Here is an 18,707-nt window from a genome sequence, read left to right on the forward strand (position 1 = left end):
GTAATTGATCAATTGTTAAAATGCAACTTTCAGTCCCAGTGCAAATGTTCTTAATGGTGGGTAACCGATTGCTTTGGCACCTAGCTCCGGATCCCATATCTTAAACTTGGAAAAAGTAAGCAGGTTCTGGCCGGTCAGGTAAAGATATACTGACTTTATTGAGGCCTTTTTCAGTAAATCATCTGAAAATCTGTACCCTAAAGTGGCTTGTTTTAAACGGATAAAGCTGCCATCTTTAGACCACCAGGTACTTGGCTGATAGTTATTGCTGTTCTGATTGGAAATCCCTAACCGGGGATAGTCGGTATCCTGTCTTGGGTTTTCAGTGGTCCACCTGTTTTCAAGATTGGCCAGCATTCCCGAAGGATATTGCCCCATGCCGGTAAAAGGCACAATACCTGCACCATCTGCTCCTGCGCCGGTTACAGCAGAACCATTGGCCATAAAAGTTACATTAGAAATGCCCTGAAAGAAAAGGGAGAGGTCTATACCTTTATAACCTACGCTAAAACCCGATCCGTAGAGGAAGGAAGGAACATCTGATTTGCCGGTGTATACCCTGTCGAAGCTGTTGATCACCCCATCTCCGTTCACATCTTTGTATTTGATGTCACCCGGTTTTAGATTGGTGCCAAACTGACCCGGGCTGGCGGCAATTTGTTCGGGAGAGGTAAACAGGCCCTCAGCGATATACATGAGGTTATCTCCATATTTCTGTCCGGTGGCTTGCTGATAGGCATAAAGTTGTTTAGGTTCATCCCTTTCGATGATTTTATTGGTATTATAGGTAAAGTTACCATACAAACGAAGGGATACTTTTCCTATGTTTTGGGTATACTCTACATTGGCATCTACCCCCTGATTGTTCATTTCGCCTAAATTGGCGAATACGGTTCCGCTTACCCCAAGGATTCCGGAGAGGGAGCCGCGGGAAATCAGAATGTTCTTTCTTCTTTCCTTGTAAAGGTCTATCGTGATGTTTAGTTTATTAAACAACCCGATTTCTATACCGATATTGTCTTTAATGGCTTTTTCCCAGGTCAGGTTTTCTACGCCAAAAACACTTTCTGTAACACCATTGAAGAGGCTGCCGTTAAAGCCTAAACCTATGGAGCGGCCCGGACCATACTGACTCAGATAAGGGAATCTTTTCACTCCTTTATCACTTCCGATCTGGTCATTTCCTACGATCCCATGAGATCCTCTGATTTTCAACAGGTTCATGCTGGAAGATAGTTTATTGAAAAAAGGTTCTTTGGAGATCACCCAGCCAGCAGAAACTGAGGGGAAAAACCCAAATCTTTTACCAGGCTCAAAGTTTTCTGAACCGGTATATCCTGCATTAAATTCCAGCATGTAACGGTCTGCATAAGCATAAGTGATTCTGAAAGCCATACCCTGATTTTTATAGGGGATGGAGGAGATCACATCACCCGCAGAACTCACAACTCTTGAGCGCATGTTGTATAAAAACAAGCCTCCAAAATGATGTTCACCAAAACTGCGGTCGTAATTGATATTGGTTTCCAGGTACATCTTTTTCTCCGCATTAGAATATTGAGAGTAACCCAGAAACTGGTCTCCGATTCTGGATTGGTTTAAGATCAGGTTGCCTTCTGCATCTCTTCCACTGGCCAGAAAAAGATTGTTTCTTCCTGTTCTCCTGTTGTTGTTTTCACTGTAGGAGTCAAAGGAAAACCTGGCCATGGCACTTAGCCCTTCCGTAAGGCGGTCTAATTTCTGGTTGATAGAGAAGATGGACTGTATGGTTGGCCGGAATTCTGTGGCATAACCGGAATTCTGGATTTCATTGAGCGGATTGGAGCCTCCATTATTAAAAGGGCCGGCCCATGATCCGTCCGGATATTTTATTGGAAAAGCAACGGGTGGGGTCAGATAGGCATTGTACCAGATATCTTTTGCGGGTAAACCAGGGTATCTGCTGCTCACCAGCATGGCATCCAGGTTCATGGATAAGAGGGTCGTTGGGCTTAGGTCGATATCCAGGTTGGTCCTGAAATCATATCTTTTAAAGTTTAGGTTTGGATTATAGTTGTTTTGTTTGGTGACCTTATAACTACCGTCCTGGTTGTAAAAAGAGGCGGAAACATAATACCTTACACTCTGAGATCCACCACTGACATTTAAATTGCTATTGAAACCGGGTGCCCAGTCTTTATAGACTGATTTTAACCAGTTTACATTTGGGTAGAGGTAAGGATCCAGTCCGCTGGCTGTTTTTTGAATCACTTCTTCGGAATATACGGGCAGATTGCCATCGTTAACAGTGGCTTCATTGTACAGCCTCATCCAGGAAACACCATCCAGCATTTTTGGCATTTTGGTCAGCCCGGACATGGAAGCTTCCGTTTTTATGGAAATTTGTGGTTTGCCGGCCACACCTCTTTTGGTGTTAATGATCAGGACACCGTTGGCGCCCCTGGCACCATATACCGCTGTGGCCGAAGCGTCTTTAAGCAAGGAAATACTTTGTATGTCTTCAGGGTCTATATTGTTGTAGGAACCTCCAAAAGAACTGTTTACATCATCACGCTGTACACCGTCAATAATGATCAGAGGGTCTGTATTTCCGGTGAAAGTACCAATACCCCTGATGGTGAAGGAAGCGTTGTCATATCCTGGTTCCCCGCTTCTCTGCATAGAGATGACTCCGGCAACTTTACCGGCCAGCGAATTGGAGAGGGAGCGGTTAGGCGTTTGCATATCCGTCATGTTGATCGTGCTTACTGCCCCTGTAACGGTTACTTTTTTCTGTTTACCATAACCTACAACCACTACTTCCTCCAGGGCTTTGTCATCTTCTGTAAGCACAATGTTGAGCTCGGTCTGGTCATTTACCGGGGTTTCTTTGGTCACAAAACCGACGATCTGGACCACCAGGACTTCGTTTTTATCAGCCTGAATTTTAAAGTTTCCATTGGAATCCGTAGAGGTTGCCTTTTTCTTGCCCTTGACGGATACCGTTGCACCGGGAATGGGATTGCCTTTTGAATCGGTTACCTTACCCCGGATTTCCTGATCGCTGAAAATGTCGACCAGTTTGTCTACGGCCTTATCCAGGATTGAGCTTTCCTTTTCTTTGATCAGAATGGTTTTTCCATCGATGACATAGGTTAGCGGCAGATCGGCAAGGATCTTCTTTACTGCATTTTCCAGTTCTTCATTTTTTAAAGAAATGGTAATGGGTTTGATTCCATTGAGGACCTTTCTGTCGAACAGAAAATTATATCCACTTTGATCATGGATCTTTTCCAATGCACTTTTTAAAGAGACCCGATGTTCATTAAGGGTAATGCGTTGCCCGAAGGTAGCCGCACTGACCTGCATTAGCGTGAAGAGGAGCACGATGGTGGTTAGGCGCATAATCATCCATATTTTACGGATATAACGGTCTGTTATACCGGGTTTGCTGGCATAAAATCTATACATTTTGTTATATTTGGTTGTGCAGCGGCCGCTCAGGTTCAATTGTTTGGCAACTGCAAGTTTCGGTTGATATTTTTATTAACTGATGCCAGGTAATTATCGGGGGTGTTTGCAGCACCCCTGGTGATTTGGCATGGAGGTGAAGTAGTTATTCCGTCACAGTGACCCTCCTTCCTTCTATCTTGAAACGAACACCACCTATGGTTTCTATCCATTTCAGCACTTCAGACAGTTTGCTTTTTCTGGAAACGAGTCCATCCAGAATAAGCGTTGAACTGGCTTTGGCACCGGGTTCATAAATGACTTCTATATTGTACCATCGAGCAATCTTGCGCATGGCAGATTTCAAATCCTCTCCATCGAAGATGAAATTGTCGTTTTTCCAGCCCAATGCTTCTTCGGTATTGACCAGACGTAAACTGATTGCACCTGTAGCGCTCATCGCGGCCTGCTGGCCAGGTTTTAACAAAGTTGGTTGTTTATCCTGTGGTGCTTTTAAGCTTTGAATCTGCATACTTCCTTCAATGAGCGTAGTTTTGCCGGTTGGTTCATCAGCATAGCTATTGATGTTAAAGGAAGTGCCCAGGTCTTCTGCGATTTGTCCGGCGGTCTGAACACGGAAAGGCTGTTTTGCCTGATGGCTTACTTCAAAATAGGCTTCGCCAATTAGCTCAACCCGGCGTTCTTTAAGGCCGGCAAAGCTGGAGGGAAATTTCAATGAGGATGCAGCATTTAACCACACCCGGGTTCCATCAGAAAGTGTGATGTGGTATTGGCCTCCATTGGGTGTAGATAAGGTAAGCTGCTGTGGGATTCCTTTATCGGCAGCAATTTCGCTGATGTTGGTGCCGTCGTTATATTCCAGACCGGATTTGTCAATCATTACGCCACCTTTAAGGCTGCTTAAATCAATCTTTTGACCATTTGCCAGGGTTACTGTAGCTTTATTGCTGCCGGGCTCAATGTCATGACGGGCTAAATTGTAAGGGGAATTTTGTTGCTGCAGGTAAAAGTAAAGCCCGGTACTCAGGATGAGGAACAGCGATGCTGCCATCCATAAACCCTGGTTTAGTTTTCTTGATTTGGCTGGAGCAGGAAGGGTACTGGTCCTGTTTTTAATAGCAAGCAGGTCTTCATGTAATTCTTCTGCGGTTAAGCCCAGGGGAAGATCTTTGTTCCATTGCGCATACCAGCTTTCTAAAAAAGCGATTTCTTCAGGGTTGCAGTTGCCTGCCTGTTTTTTCTGTAAAAGCTTGTCTATTTCCTCTTGTTGCATCATTTTTAGCGGGGGAAGGAGCGTACCTTCCGCATTCAAGGGTTAAAGACGAAGCAGAATGGGCCTGGGGGTAAAGGAATTTAAAAAAAATTATAGGGAGAGAAACATCATAGAACCAAACTTAATGCGTAGCACCCTTAAGGCGTTGTTTACTGTCGTTTTTACGGTTTGCTCGGAAAGGTTGAGCTCTTTGGCAATTTCCTGATGACTGAGAAATTTCTTCCTGCTCAGTTCAAAGATCTGGCGGGTGCGTTCGGGAAGGTTGGCGATTTCCTGATCTATGATGGCTGTGAGCTGATTTTGACGGGCCAGGTGATCGGTAGTGACGATCCCGGTTTCTGCAAATTGCTGGATAGACTGGGTATAGGATGTTTTGAGCTTTTTTCTGGCAAGAAGGTCGAATATTCTATTCCTGATGGCGGTATAAAGGTAGCCGGATAGCGTGGTTTTAAACGTGATTTCCTGACGCCTGATCCATAAGGTGGTGAACAGTTCATGCACCAGGTCCCTGCATTCTTCCCTTAGCTGAAGCCTTTTAAAAGCGTGGATGTATAAGGCTGCATGGTAGCGCTGGTAAATTTCAGCATACGCCAGGCCGTCACCGGACTTGAGTAAATCTGTTAGTTCCTGATCATTATGGTGTTTGTAGGACATTTTGTTTGGTGATACTAACGTACATAAATAAAGTTTTTGATCAAAAGAAACTTAATGATAAATGCATTTTGTGATCACCAAAGATTTCCCATTTCCGGAATGAATCCAAAAATGGGAAAAAGAGGTTAAAATGTTTTTACCATCCCCAGACCGATGTTGCCACGGTTATAGGAGGGCATGATAAGGGTGTTGTTATTGGATTTGGACGAAAACAGCCGCTTGATTTTAGGATATAACCAATACGAAGCTTGTGTAGACAATACGCCAAGTCCGGCCCCTGCAATGACATCGCTAAGCCAATGTTTGTTGTTGTACATTCTTAAATAACCGACTGCAAAAGCCGCAGAATAACCCGAAATGCTATACCAGACAGAGATATCCCCATATTCTTGCCGGAGAAATTCTGCCGAAGCAAATGCTTCTGCGGCATGACCGGAAGGAAAAGCATTGGATGTGCCATCAGGGCGGGTTACATTGGTGATTCTTTTCAGGCTTTGAGTAGTCGTATTCAGGATGATATTGGAGAGCAGGTAAACTCCACTTTGATCAAGGAGACTGTTTTTTCCTTTAATCCCCAGGCCATTTAAAGCAAATACCGCTGCTCCGGGTGCGAATTGCAGGTAATCATCAACCCTGAATTTGCGGTGGGGATGCTCGCTGTAGAATTCACGTTTTGCCTGTTCATCGAGATTGGTGAGTGCATTGTTATTCAGTTTGACAAAACCATAAGCCAATGCAACGGTTGGGATGATCGTAGCAGTAAGACGAATGGAGTTTTTGAACTCTTGTCCTGATCGCAGTTGGATTTGATTCAAGGTATCTGTTTTGGCAGAAGGAACTACAGGTATTTCCTGACCAAATAGGGTGGAAGTATATAGCATCAAGAACATTGATGCGAAAAAGAAGTAATTTTTCATTTTAATGATTTACGGCGCAATCATCACCGGCGGATTAATGACTAAATAGATGGAATATCCATTTATAGTTTTGAGCTGAAAAACAGCTGTAAACTGATGAATGGAAGAGTTGCTCAAATCCAATAGTAGGAGACGAGCATTCATCCCGAAGGATGGGTAAACAATAACTGTTTAATGTGGATTAACTGAATTTCGGCGGTTGCCAGATGGAATAGTTTGCATGGATAATGCCTTCTGAATAACTATCCGGATTTGTCCGGCCTTGTTTGAATGGAACGTTCAAAGAGGTTGAGCCTTCTTTTACAACGGCCATCATATTGCAACAGGCACAAATACAAAATGGAGAACAGAGGTCTTTTAATGAGTCGCCCTGATCATGAGCATCTGATTTGCTGATGACTGATCCTGATGAAGATAAGAGACTGACCTGCTCATCCTCACATGGCAGGAAACTCATGCCAGTGATAATTAAGGTCAATATCAGGGATAATATCTTCACAGTTTTTTTGCTAAATATATAAAAAAGCTTTCTTCCGGGAAGTTTTCATTAAATTCCTTCCGGTTGTTTGATGAACGTAATTCTTATACCTTTATTTTACAGGCAATTGCCAGGCCTGTAAATATTTAGTGTGAGCCTTAATAAAGAACCCCGGATATGAGTATGTTTCAAATTAAAACAGACAAAGAACATTTCATTACTGCAACCATTTTTGAAGCGAAGGATAGCCATACTGTGTTGGTCATCTCTTCTGCTACAGGAGTAAAACAATCTTATTATAAGCGTTTTTCAGAATTTGTTTCTGCCAGTGGGATCACCGTAATCACATTTGACTATTCAGGAATCGGACATTCTTTACAAGAGGCCATCAAAAGGAACAACAGTAACGCTGCTGATTGGGGTAGAACAGATCTGGAGGCGGTATTAAAATATGTGAAAATACATTACCCGACGTCAAAAATCAATTTGTTGGGACATAGCATCGGCGGACAACTCATTGGCTTGTCGGTATCTGCCCTTAAGGTCTCGAAAGTGATTCTGGTAGCGGCTCAGACAGGTTATTGGAAATTCTGGACTGGTTTCATCAGGTACAGAATGTGGGCCAACTGGAATATTGTTTTTCCAGTGCTGATCAACCTCTTCGGTTATCTGCCTTCCAAGAAAGTTACAGGTATGGAAAATCTGCCTAAAAACGTAGCGAAACAGTGGTGCAAATGGTGTATGGACCCTGATTATCTTTTTGGTGATCTCGATGAAAAGGACTTGTATTATGAGCAGATAGCTACGCCATTAACCTCAATCAGTATTGAAGATGACCATTTTGCGCCTGTGAAAAATGTAGAATGGTTAACCGGAAAATACAGTGGGGCAACGGTGAAAAGACTGCATTTAAGTCCTCAAGATTTTGGGATGAAGCAAATAGGACATTTTGGTGTCTTTCAGGAGAAATCAAGAGCTAAAATCTGGGAGATCCTGTTACAGGAAATCGAAAGATGAGCATTTGGTAAAACAATCTTAACGCAGAAACTATTTAGGAGTAGAACAACGTTATTGAGGTAATGAAAAGGAAACTGCTAACAGGAACTCTGCTATTTATAGGAACAATGATCACATGGCCTGTTTTTGCCCAGAATCAGGCCTCTGTAACTGGAAAATCAACCGAAGTTTATTCAACAGGTATTAAAGAATATGAGAAGGGAAATTATGCGGAAGCTATAAAGATGTTTTCAGCAGCAATAAAGTCAAATCCTGCCGACACGATTTATTATAGTCTCGCTTCGGCTTATTATGCCAGCCGGGATTATGAAAATGCCGTGCAGACGCTGAACCTGGCCATTGAATTGAAGCCGCGGCAGGTGGATTCTTATTATCATCTCAGGGCTTCGGCCTATGCCGCGTTAAATGAACCCAAAAAAGCAATAAATGATCTTTCTTCAGTCATTTCCCGAAATCCGGATTGTCATACCTGTTATAGCTTTCGGGGGAACATCTATTTTTTAAGTAAAGAGCTGGATTCCGCATTTGCTGATTTCAATAAAGCCATTCAATTGGCGGGAGATAAAAATGTCGCTGCCTATCTGGGGCGGGGGACGATCAATGTCATCCGGAATAATTACGATGCCGGGATTGAAGACCTCACAAAAGTGATCTTACTTGACCCGAAGAATAACCAGGCTTATCAGGCCCGTGCTGCAGCCTACTATAGCAAAGATAATTATGAAGCTGCAATTAAAGACTTTGGAAAAGTAATTGAATTAGAACCTGGATTGGAGGATGCGGTATATAACCGTGGAGCAGTTTATTACAAAAATAAGCAGTATCAATTGGCTGTTGATGATTTTACAAAGGCCATTTCTTTAAAACCAAAGTTGCCCAGATATTACCGCGGACGGGGAAAAGCATATATGGAGTTGAATAAAAATCAGCTGGCACTTGATGATTTTACCAAAGCGGTATTACTTGATCCCGAATATCAGGAAGCTTATCAGGGCCGCGCTGAAGTTTATAAGCGAATGGGTAAAACAGTATTGGCAGACGCTGATTTTGAAAAAGCGAAAAGGCTGACTGCGAAAGACCCTGCAGAGCAATAGCGGAAGAATTATAGTTCTTCCATTTCCCGGAATTCATCAGCAATCTCCTGCCGGATCTGGTCTATGGGCAATTCTTCCAGTCCTTCAATTATTTCTCCATTAGAACCTTTTTCATAGACCTCCTGGTTATCGGGGTAGATCCCTTTTTTATATTTCCAGAAATTAAGATCATAACCCATATGTCACTATTTGATGTGTTGTCCGTCTTATGAGAGAACACCGAAATTGGAACCTGATTAAACACAAGGATTTAATTACTGTCTGAAATCTAAACCCGACGTAAATGGAGAACCACAGCAAAAAATATGTCAAGACTGCGTTAATATTGTTTCTTTTAATGACTGGAGCTATATTCCGGCTATCCGCACAGGAAAAGCAATTGGAATCTTTCCTGAAACAGGAAATGAAAGAAAGAAGGATCCCCGGACTTCAGGTTGCTGTGGTCAGCAAAGGAAAAATCGTTCTGCTAAAATCTTACGGGATTGGCAATCTTCAGGATTCAATCCCCGTAAAAAATCAAAGTATCTTTGCCATCAACTCCTGCACTAAGGCTTTTACGGGAGTCGCAATAATGCAGTTGGCAGAGGAGGGTAAAATAGACCTCAATGCGCCCATTTCGCATTATTTAGACAGCTTACCTGTCAATTGGCAGCCTATAAAAATAAAGCAGTTATTAACCCATGTTTCAGGTTTACCCAACTTGCTCAACTTATTAAATCCTGCAACTAACGGGCTTACCGGGTTTGCAAATGAAGAGGCATTATGGGCGAAAGTCAAAACGATGCCCATGGAGTCTAAAACTGGCGAACAATTTAGCTACAACCAGACCAATTATGCTTTATTGGGTAAGCTCATTGATAAGTTCAGTGGTCAGCCATTTGACGCATTTTTCAGGGAAAGGCAATTCAATGTGGCGAAGATGAAAAGAACGGTTTTTGCAGATTCCAGAGATGTCATTCCCCATATGACCCAGACTTATAAATATGTTTCATTTATAGATGGGCAAAGATTAAAAGAAGATAAACTGATCAATAATTATGCGGAGTTTCCTTTGTTCAGGCGCACTGCTTCCGGACTCAACAGCACTGCCGAAGACCTGGCAAACTGGATCATTGCTTTACAAAAAGGAGCACTTCTAAAAACCAGGGATGCCATAAATACCCTTTGGACCACCGGAAGCTATAATAATGGTAAAGCCACGCAATGGGCATTGGGCTGGATGGCAAAGCCGCGTCAAAAGCATCGTGCTGTAATTGCTACCGGAGGAGGAAGATCCGCTTTCTTTGTCTACCCGGATGATGACCTGGCGATTGTGGTGTTGACAAATTTAGCGGGTGCTTATCCCGAAGATTTTATCGATGAAATTGCCGGTTTCTACCATCCGGAAATACCTGCTTATGATCCAATTTCCGCATTAAGAATGAAGCTGAAAGGACAAGGGTTTGAAAATACTTTGCTGGCGTATAATGAATTGAAAAAGAAAAATACAAGCTTTAATCCTTCAGAAGCGGATTTAAATGATTGGGCATACCGTATGTTAAGCAACAAACAAATGAGAGAAGCAGTTGAAATTTTTAAGCTGATTACCTTACTTTATCCTGATAGCTGGAATGCTTATGATAGCTATGGTGAGGCGCTTTTAAAATATGGAAATAAGCAGGAGGCCATCCAGATGTACCGAAAATCCGTGGAGTTAAATCCAAATAATAATGGAGGGAAGAAAGTACTGGAAAGATTGTTAAAATAGCAAGATGGCTGGGTTTCAGGTTAAAGCAGCCCAAATAGGGTTGCTTTAACGTGTTTTTTTGATTAGACTTTTTTTACGTTTGTTGCGTTAAGTCCTTTTTTCCCGTTTTCAACCTCATAGGTGACTTTGTCGTTCTCTCTAACGGGAGAGCTTAGTCCTGAAACGTGTACAAATATTTCAGCATCCCCGTTATCGGGTACGATAAAACCAAATCCTTTTGTTTCATTGAAAAATTTTACTGTTCCTTCTGGCATGATTCCTTTAATTAATGATTGTTGTTGATTGTTTATAACAGTTTAATTTATGGTTTGTTTAGGGAATTTTAAAAGTTATCTGGTTTTTTTTATTTAAAACGCCTGTATTTCAGTCGTTTAAGTTTTTTGTATTTATGGCCAAAAAACTCTTTCAGGACAAAATTCTTCGGAATTTCCGGGTAAGGGATGTATTCAGAGCTTAGTACTGGAGTTTAGAAAAAGGAGGATAAAGTTTAACTTGATCATGTCCTTTAGGTAAAGCATATTTTTATGTGCATATCAGGCGATCTTTAATGTTTTCTGAGGCGTTTTGTTTACAGAAGCTGGTCTCGTTTTTTTTCGGCGTCCCCACCAGATGTAAAAACCGGTAATCGGTAAACTGGTGGCAATCAGGCCTCCGGTAAAGGTGATGAGCTTGCCTAACCAGCCCATCCAGGTCCCCATATGTAAAGCCCAGTAAGTGTTTTCTATCTTTTCATGTAACAGAGCAGAATTGTCTACGCTGGCATCCTTGCCGGTATATTTGTCAATAAAAACAGGCTGACTGTCTTCTGCACTTTTCAAACCTATACGTTTGGCGAAGTTAATTGCATAATAACCGGAACTATCCATTCTGAAGGTGCTCACTTGAGCAGCTTCGGCATTGGGTATCTTCTGGAAGTACCTTCTGACTGCCGAATTCAACTCTACCGCTTCATTTTCGGGTTGAAACTGAGGCAACTGTTTTTCCCAGGAATGATCGGTGGCCCCACCAAAGCTGCCTACGGTAAGTTGTGCTAGTGGTTTAAAGGAAATGATTAGTCCGGTAACTGTTAATACCATGCAAATGGCAAAGGCATAAAAGCCCAATACATTGTGAAGGTCATAATTCAGTCTTTTAAATTTCGCATTCCATTTTACTTTGAAGCTTTGGTTCCGGGTGGTTTTAGTCCATTTATTGGGCCACCATAACACCAATCCGGTAATCAGTTCCAGAAGGAAAATAATGGTCGCTATCGCTACAATCCAATCGCCAACGCCATGCCAGAGGAGGGAGGAGTGCAGGTGAGCCATAACATAGAAGAAGTGTATCGTCCCATCATCTTTTAATACTTTTCCGGTATAAGGATCCATATAAACGAAGCGGAGTCCCTTGTCTTTGTCAAATGAGTTGAATTTGATGCTTCTTGAGGGGTCCTTATAGAGGATCATGTATCCCGGGTTTTTCCGTTCCGGAAACTCCTCTTTAAAATTAGCGAGAATCCGGTCTATCGGAATTTTACTGTCCTTTATTTCCTTTACATATAATACATCTTTGTTGACCAGATCTATAATCTCATCGCAATAAACAATGATGGTTCCGGTGAGACAGACAAATATTAAGATCAAAGCAGATACCAGGCTAGGCCAGAGGTGGATCCAGGCAATCACTTTTCCGAAGGTAGTTTTATTCCCTTTTTTCATCAGTATGGTTTTAGGTGTAAAAGCCGGAATCAATCTGTTTGATTCCGGCAATAAGAGCGCATTGGTGTTTTTTAGAATTTGTAAGAAACATTGGCGACGAACTGACGCGGATTTTGCGGCTGTCCATAGAAATTCCAAGAGGTTTTATTGGCCAGGTTATTCACTTTTAATGCAACACGATATTTTGGCTGGTCGTAGAATAATGTGGTTCCAATCGTAGTAAAAGCAGGAACGATGGCTTTGTTTGCCTGATCCAGATAGGCTTTAGCGGCATAATTTGCACCTGCACCCAGCCCCAGACCTTTGGCTTTTCCCGAAAGGAGCTTATAGCTTGCCCAGAAGTTAAAGGTATGCTCAGGCACCCATGGGGCACGGTTTCCGGTATAATTATTCTTTCCGGAGATGTAATTGGTATAACGGTTGTCATTATAAGCATAACCGGTAATCAGATTGAGTCCTTCGATGGGATTGGCGATGAATTCGGCTTCGAAACCCTTACTGCGTTGATTGCCGTTTTGTTCCTGTGTGCCATCAGGAAGGTTATTCAGCACATCTTTAACCTTGATGTCATAATAACTGATCGTAGTGCTGAACCTGCCCTCAAACAATTCAGCCTTAATACCCCCTTCAGTTTGAAAAGCCTGAGTTGGTTTCCACTGGACAATTTCCTGATTGGCACCTAAACCTGGTTGGTTATTGGTGAATCCATTGGAATAATTTCCAAACAGGGTGAGTACATCTTTGATCGGCTGAATGACCAGGCCGAATTTTGGTGAATACTGGACCTGAGTGTAATTATTGCTAAGTGCCACACCATTATTTAAACTTCTTTTTACTTCATAACGGTCTACACGTAAGCCGGCCATGGCGATGATCCAGTCGGTGAGGTTGATCGCATTTGAAGCATAAGCACTAAAACTGAAATTCATATCTGCCTGGGCTGTTGTTGATGACCTGAGTGCATTGTCCTTTTGTGTAATGGTACTTCTGCTGATCGACTGCGATGGAGAAGTTGCATTCAGAGTGACCTCATCATAAGGCATAAATACACTGTAACGTGGGGCAGCAACAGTACCTGTATTGAATGTAGCATATTGATTGTAAGTCTTGCGGTACAGATAATCTCCTCCTACTACCAATCTGTTTCTAAGCTGGCCGATTTTAAAATCACCTACGAAATTCTGCTGAATATTATCTGATGTCAGTTCAAATACATCAAATGGTCTGATCCCCCTGGAAATCTGTGTGTTATTCAGGTAACTCAGTACGAGGAAGATCGATCCCTTTTCTCCTGATTCTGTATGTTGATAGGAGGTTCTGGAAGTCCAGTGATCAGAGATCTTATGCTCGATCTCTGCCATCGCATTTAAGGTGGTCCTTTTTGTCCCGAGGTCATTACTGGTAAATGTACGGTCATGGATTCCGGGCAGTTCCGCAATTGAACCTACGGTTAGGATGTTTGAATTTCTGACATAAGCATTTAATGTTTTGTTTGGTGCATAATAATCTGCATCGAAACGAACCGTGGTCCGCTCGCTGGTTTTGAAAGACATGCTGAGTGCAAATGCAGCTCCTTTATTGAATCCTGCATCCTGAAAGCTGTTTTGGGTAAAGCCGGCAGCATTAAAACGAAGCAGGGCAGTCCGGTCTTTATTCAGTGGGGTATTGATATCCGCCGTTAACCTGTTCATTCCCCAGCTTCCTGTGGTGTAACCTACTTCTCCACGAAAACTTTCAAAAGGCTTTTTTGTAACCGTATTGACAGCGCCTCCGTAAGTAGACATAGCGCCTCCAAAAAGTGTAGCTGAAGGACCTTTCAGTACTTCAACCCGCTCAACATTAACAATGTCGCTCTGTGTTCTCGGGCTAACTGCTAAGCCATTTCTGAAGGTTGCATTGGTGATAAAGCCCCTTAGGGTAATGTCGTTTCCACTATCATTGATTCCATTGTTTACCACTGCGCCAGGTACGCTCATTACTGCAGAGTTGAAGTCTGTAGCGACGAGTTCCTGCATGAAATCCTTGCCTACTACACTGTAAGCTTGTGGATTCTCTAAATCAGAGAGCGGCATCCGGGCAACGGTGCTGGTATTTTTCTTTGAATATTTATTCTTCTGGATATCCGCAACCACAACCTCCCTGAGTTGGTTGGCTGCTGAATTCACGATCAGCACCCCCGCATCTGTACTTTGGCCATTAACCACTGTTATCTTTTTTTCTGTAGTGACATAACCGGCATAGGTAACAGTCAGAATGTAAGTCCCGGATGGCGCATCAAATTTAAAATCACCCCTTTCATTGGCCATACTTCCAAAACGCGTATCCTTTAGCGTTACAGTAGCATAAGGCAGGGCCTCTTGGTCATTTGTTTTAATGCTGCCATTTACGGAGCCGGTTTTTTGTGCAAACAAAGATATGGGGTGGAGAAAGAGAAAGACCAGGCTCAGTGTAAAGAAGAGTGGCCTGATCTGTATAAGTAAGGGTCTTTTCATATAGATTACTATTTAGACTTATTATAAATTGCTGCAAATTTATTTGTAATTTGCACCGGGAGTTAACGCTAATGGGAGTATTATCGCCGAATTTGGGATGAAAAGTATTTTTAAAAGCAGCACGTTTGCAGAACGGTGTCATATTGTAAAGTACCCTGATGGGTTTAACGCAGAAGGAGGGATCGAAGAAACTGGCCGGTCTGTGGATTGTGCGTGTTTTAAGGAGCGGGTTCGCAGTACTTTTTTACAGGGTATCCATATAGAGGAACGGCATGTTGAATTGAAGGAAGCTTATCAGATAGATGTGCAGCATGATTTCCCTTTTCTGAAAATGCAGTTTGAATTGGAAGGATATTCTCTTTTTGAAAGTGGTATTGGTGCTATTCCTGATGTGGAGATCTGCGGAAATCATCATCAGCTTTTTTATCTTCCGGAGGTTAAAGGACGCTTAAGCTATCACAGAAACCGGTCAACATTAGAGATAAAACTCACCTTTGATTTCTTAAACCGGGTGTTTTCAGGGAATCTGGATGTACTCCTGCATTTTGGAAAAGCAATTAGCAACAACTCAGCCCAACTTCTTTCCTCAAAACCCATGCCCATCAATATGCAGATGCGTAACCTGATTCAGGACATCAGAAATTGCCCCTACCAGGGTTTGATGAAAAAGGTATTACTGGAGTGTAAGGTGACGGAACTGCTATTGATGCAGCTGAGTCAATGTACAGGGGAGGAAGAAAAAAGAGCAAGCCTAAACCCTTCGGATATAGATAAATTGTATTATGTGAAAGAGCTGATTGCTGAAAACCTGCACCAGCCGAAAACGATATTACAGCTCTCTCAGATTGCCGGAATAAATGATTTTAAGCTAAAAAAAGAGTTCAAGCGTTTATTTGGTGATACACTTTTTGGTCATCTGACTAAAGTAAGGTTGGATCACGCACGGGGGCTGATCCTTTCCGGGAGTACGGTTAGTGAGGCATCTATTGCAGCAGGTTACCGTCACCAGCAACATTTTACCAATGCCTTCAAACGTCATTATGGTTATTTGCCAAGTCAGATCCGGCATGGTGATTATTGATTTCTGCCTGATTCATTTTTTTAGGCAGGCGATAGCAGAAAACTTCGTAGGTTTATGATGATAAAGATCAAAGATGAAAATACGATTGACAGCAATGTTTGTCTTATTGCTTTTTGCAAGCTGTAATGATGAAAAGAAATCCGCTCAGGCCAAAGTAAACAGAGGGGTTACCGATAGTGTGGCTACTGTGCAAACCAGGACAGAAACTCCGGCACTTAAAGTTGACAGCAGCTCAACGAAAACGACAGGATCGATTGAAACAATTGATTCCGCTCAGATGAACAGAGCCAGGGTTTCGAGGAAGGATAGTACCATTTGGCTGACTGCACAAATGAGGTCCGATCATAGGATTTTTGGTTATGAAAGACCAGATACCAATTCAAAAAAAATGTTTCTATTGTCCATTTTTACCAGTGATGTAAAGGAAAACCCTTACAAATGTCCATATGGTGCCTATTATGAAACAAGTGAAATGAATGGGCTTAAGTTAAAGCTGAGGTCAAATGGGGATCAGTTTGCAGAAATAAGCGTAAATAATGATGATGGAATGAAAGGGGTAGTTTATATCCAAAAGGACTGGATTGAATTTACAGATTAGAACAGGATCTTTTAGTCAAGCTTAAGATGTTCCCAGGCAGGATCAAATGGTTTTGCCTCCAGTCCAAAATATCCCCAGTTTATGGTCAGTAAGCTTTCTCCATGGTTGCCATAAACATAATTGTCTATGATCAGGCAAAAGGCGATCAGTAGCTCCGCACAACTGTCATCATCTGCGGTAATCCGGTATTGATCCCCTTCCAGCCAGGTGAATAGGGCATGTTCCCAGTAAGCCACCTGACGGTTATTTTTAAAGATGGAATATTTCCTGCCACGATGGGCGTAGATATCATATGTATCCCCAGCGCATTGACATTGATAATGAGATTTCAGATAGGAAATGGTTTTAAAAAAACATTGGCTATGGCCAGAAGAAATCTCATACTTCGCATTGAACCATTGGAACCGGCGATTGATTTTAAGCTGTTGCTGTTTAGACGAAACATCAAAGACGAAAATCTCTGCCAGCCATTGGAGTACTGCTCTGGACGCAGTATACTTTGGCGCTCCATTTAAGGCAATATCGTATTGATCACCTATTGACAGTTTCTTTTGATGAATAGTTATAATCATAATTGATTAGATGATCTGTCAATAATACCTCCATTTTCTTAGAAAATGGAGGATAACGGAGGTCTATTTATGAGGAGTAGACTCATTGTAGTCTTCCGGGCATTAAAAAAAGCTGTTCATCATTTTAAAAATTGCGTGACTGCTTTTACTGTCTCAGGGGCCTGGAACACTTCATAGTGAGTAAGGTTAGGTAAGATCGCCAATCGGTTTTGAGACATATGCTCCCGGTTCCAGCCAGCATCCTTCAGACCCCCACCTAATAAATGATAGAACTGGACCATGTGCTCAGTCCTGATCATATCGGCATCACCATATATCAGTAGCACAGGCATACGGAGTTTTTTTACGTCTTCAGACCAATCATAAGGCTTTCGTATCATTTCACTGGTAGCTGTTATCAATGATGAAAAATCATCAGGCCGGGGAGCAATAGAGACATAAGACTGGTAAATTGGTGTTTTCTTAAGAAATTCCGCTGTGCCTGCATTCATCTGTTCCTGCATGGCGAGGATCTCCGGAAAATATCCCTCCCTTGCAAATCCTGCTGATACAATCACGAGTTTACGAACCATATCCGGATGCTGGAAGGCCAGTTGTAAAGCCACTCCACCGCCCATAGAATAGCCAAGGATATCTGCTTTTTTTAATCCAAGTTTCTGAAGCAGTCCGGATACATCATTTGCCATGTCTTTCATGGTCATAGGACGATTTACCAGTGCAGTACGTCCGTGTCCATAAAGATCTACTGCAATTACTTGTCGGTCCGCAATAAGTGCAGGCAAAATTGAATTGAACATTCCTGTAGAGCCGAGCCCGCCATGAAGTAATACCAATGGTTCGCCTTTACCACTGATTTCATAATACATTTGGATACCGTTCACTGAAGCATAGCCCTTGCCTGGTTTGGCTTGTTGAGCAAAGAGGGCAGAGGATGCCGATAAGAACGTTAAACATAAAATTGATAGATACATTTTCATATACTTTGAGTTTAGTAGAAGCAAATCTACAGAGCCCGGGGTAGTTTGGTGATGTGTGAAAAAGACATTTTAAAGGGGTGATTACGACAAGTCTTTAATGGCCAGGGAAGAAATTTCTTCGAGCCATTCTTTTTTGGATTTTTCATTTAAATCATAAACAGGCCCTATATAGGTTGTTTCTACAGGGCTTATGCCACAATATTCCAATATTCCGGTTTTGAACTGAACGAGACCGCTTGACCGGTAGATCTCTTCATATTCCGGCCTTGTCATATCTGCTGTAGTGATAATTCTTGCCGATTTTCCTTTCAAAAGACCTTCGCTTTTTCCTTTTTCTATGGTCCTGAAGGTGATTCCGGGCAGAAATACCCGGTCAATAAAGCCTTTCATCAATGCAGGCATACTGAGCCACCATGTTGGATAGACCCAGACCAGATGGTCACTCCAATGGATATCTTTAAGTGCCTGAAGTAAATCCGGTTCCAGTTCTGTGCGCTTCCGGTAACCGTATTGGAGATTGGGATTGAAATCTAAATTTCTGATATCAATAGACCTGAGTGCTGCTCCGGCATTTTCTAAGGTTTGAATATATGTTTTTGAAATCTGCTTATTAAAGCTTTCTGCATCAGGATGACCATTGATGACGAGGATGTTTTTCAT

Annotated in this window: 17 protein-coding genes; 5 read left to right on the forward strand and 12 right to left on the reverse strand. The window is 42.3% G+C overall.

Features of this window, described 5'->3' with window-relative positions:
* Positions 1-15 precede the first annotated feature (15 nt).
* The 5 genes from BUC20_RS13385 to BUC20_RS33690 form a co-directional block, all read right to left on the reverse strand.
* Positions 16-3,450: a TonB-dependent receptor gene (locus BUC20_RS13385; RefSeq protein WP_084528826.1), complete on the reverse strand. Its 3,435-nt coding sequence runs from the start codon at positions 3,448-3,450 to the stop codon at positions 16-18.
* A 145-nt stretch (positions 3,451-3,595) separates the two neighbouring features.
* A complete protein-coding gene (locus BUC20_RS13390) occupies positions 3,596-4,726 on the reverse strand; it encodes a FecR family protein (protein WP_143166784.1) in 1,131 nt (376 codons plus the stop codon).
* A gap of 87 nt (positions 4,727-4,813) precedes the next feature.
* Positions 4,814-5,377, reverse strand: a complete 564-nt coding sequence (locus tag BUC20_RS13395; protein ID WP_073231507.1) for an RNA polymerase sigma-70 factor — start codon at positions 5,375-5,377, stop codon at positions 4,814-4,816.
* A 125-nt stretch (positions 5,378-5,502) separates the two neighbouring features.
* Positions 5,503-6,294, reverse strand: coding sequence for a phosphatase PAP2 family protein (locus tag BUC20_RS13400; protein ID WP_084528830.1), 792 nt, complete (start codon positions 6,292-6,294; stop codon positions 5,503-5,505).
* Between the two features lie 181 nt (positions 6,295-6,475).
* On the reverse strand, positions 6,476-6,793 hold the full coding sequence (locus tag BUC20_RS33690; protein ID WP_143166785.1) for a DUF6660 family protein: 318 nt from the start codon (positions 6,791-6,793) through the stop codon (positions 6,476-6,478).
* A gap of 156 nt (positions 6,794-6,949) precedes the next feature.
* Here BUC20_RS33690 and BUC20_RS13405 point away from each other — a divergent pair, with 156 nt between their 5' ends.
* Both BUC20_RS13405 and BUC20_RS13410 read left to right on the forward strand, forming a co-directional pair.
* Positions 6,950-7,789 carry an alpha/beta hydrolase family protein gene (locus BUC20_RS13405; RefSeq protein WP_084528832.1) on the forward strand — a complete coding sequence of 280 codons (840 nt, stop codon included), beginning with the start codon at positions 6,950-6,952 and terminating at the stop codon, positions 7,787-7,789.
* A 62-nt stretch (positions 7,790-7,851) separates the two neighbouring features.
* A complete protein-coding gene (locus tag BUC20_RS13410; protein ID WP_084528834.1) occupies positions 7,852-8,883 on the forward strand; it encodes a tetratricopeptide repeat protein in 1,032 nt (343 codons plus the stop codon).
* Positions 8,884-8,891: 8 nt separating this feature from the next.
* Here BUC20_RS13410 and BUC20_RS33905 read toward each other — a convergent pair whose 3' ends face one another.
* Positions 8,892-9,062 carry a hypothetical protein gene (locus BUC20_RS33905; RefSeq protein ID WP_159441099.1) on the reverse strand — a complete coding sequence of 57 codons (171 nt, stop codon included), beginning with the start codon at positions 9,060-9,062 and terminating at the stop codon, positions 8,892-8,894.
* A 158-nt stretch (positions 9,063-9,220) separates the two neighbouring features.
* Here BUC20_RS33905 and BUC20_RS13415 point away from each other — a divergent pair, with 158 nt between their 5' ends.
* The gene (locus BUC20_RS13415; RefSeq protein WP_073231831.1) at positions 9,221-10,630 is read left to right on the forward strand and encodes a serine hydrolase; all 1,410 of its coding nucleotides are present in this window, start codon (positions 9,221-9,223) and stop codon (positions 10,628-10,630) included.
* A gap of 62 nt (positions 10,631-10,692) precedes the next feature.
* On the opposite strand, the gene BUC20_RS13420 is transcribed toward BUC20_RS13415, so the two are convergent.
* From BUC20_RS13420 to BUC20_RS13430, 3 genes are all read right to left on the reverse strand, one after another.
* Complete coding sequence (locus BUC20_RS13420; protein ID WP_073231510.1) at positions 10,693-10,884, reverse strand: cold-shock protein; 192 nt, start codon at positions 10,882-10,884, stop codon at positions 10,693-10,695.
* Positions 10,885-11,163: 279 nt separating this feature from the next.
* Positions 11,164-12,327 carry a PepSY-associated TM helix domain-containing protein gene (locus BUC20_RS13425; protein ID WP_073231832.1) on the reverse strand — a complete coding sequence of 388 codons (1,164 nt, stop codon included), beginning with the start codon at positions 12,325-12,327 and terminating at the stop codon, positions 11,164-11,166.
* Positions 12,328-12,398: 71 nt separating this feature from the next.
* Positions 12,399-14,819 carry a TonB-dependent receptor gene (locus tag BUC20_RS13430; RefSeq protein ID WP_073231511.1) on the reverse strand — a complete coding sequence of 807 codons (2,421 nt, stop codon included), beginning with the start codon at positions 14,817-14,819 and terminating at the stop codon, positions 12,399-12,401.
* 97 nt (positions 14,820-14,916) lie between these two features.
* Here BUC20_RS13430 and BUC20_RS13435 point away from each other — a divergent pair, with 97 nt between their 5' ends.
* Positions 14,917-15,900, forward strand: coding sequence for a helix-turn-helix transcriptional regulator (locus tag BUC20_RS13435; RefSeq protein ID WP_073231512.1), 984 nt, complete (start codon positions 14,917-14,919; stop codon positions 15,898-15,900).
* Positions 15,901-15,973: 73 nt separating this feature from the next.
* Positions 15,974-16,498 (forward strand): hypothetical protein, encoded by a 525-nt coding sequence (locus tag BUC20_RS13440; protein ID WP_143166786.1) that lies wholly within the window; start codon positions 15,974-15,976, stop codon positions 16,496-16,498.
* 11 nt (positions 16,499-16,509) lie between these two features.
* On the opposite strand, the gene BUC20_RS13445 is transcribed toward BUC20_RS13440, so the two are convergent.
* From BUC20_RS13445 to BUC20_RS13455, 3 genes are all read right to left on the reverse strand, one after another.
* Entirely contained in the window at positions 16,510-17,070 is a 561-nt protein-coding gene (locus BUC20_RS13445; RefSeq protein ID WP_073231514.1) for an LURP-one-related family protein, read from the reverse strand.
* A 119-nt stretch (positions 17,071-17,189) separates the two neighbouring features.
* On the reverse strand, positions 17,190-18,047 hold the full coding sequence (locus tag BUC20_RS13450) for an alpha/beta fold hydrolase (RefSeq protein ID WP_073231515.1): 858 nt from the start codon (positions 18,045-18,047) through the stop codon (positions 17,190-17,192).
* 81 nt (positions 18,048-18,128) lie between these two features.
* A complete protein-coding gene (locus BUC20_RS13455) occupies positions 18,129-18,707 on the reverse strand; it encodes an NAD(P)H-dependent oxidoreductase (protein ID WP_073231516.1) in 579 nt (192 codons plus the stop codon).

This window comes from Pedobacter caeni (assembly GCF_900129215.1).
Lineage (GTDB): Bacteria > Bacteroidota > Bacteroidia > Sphingobacteriales > Sphingobacteriaceae > Pedobacter > Pedobacter caeni.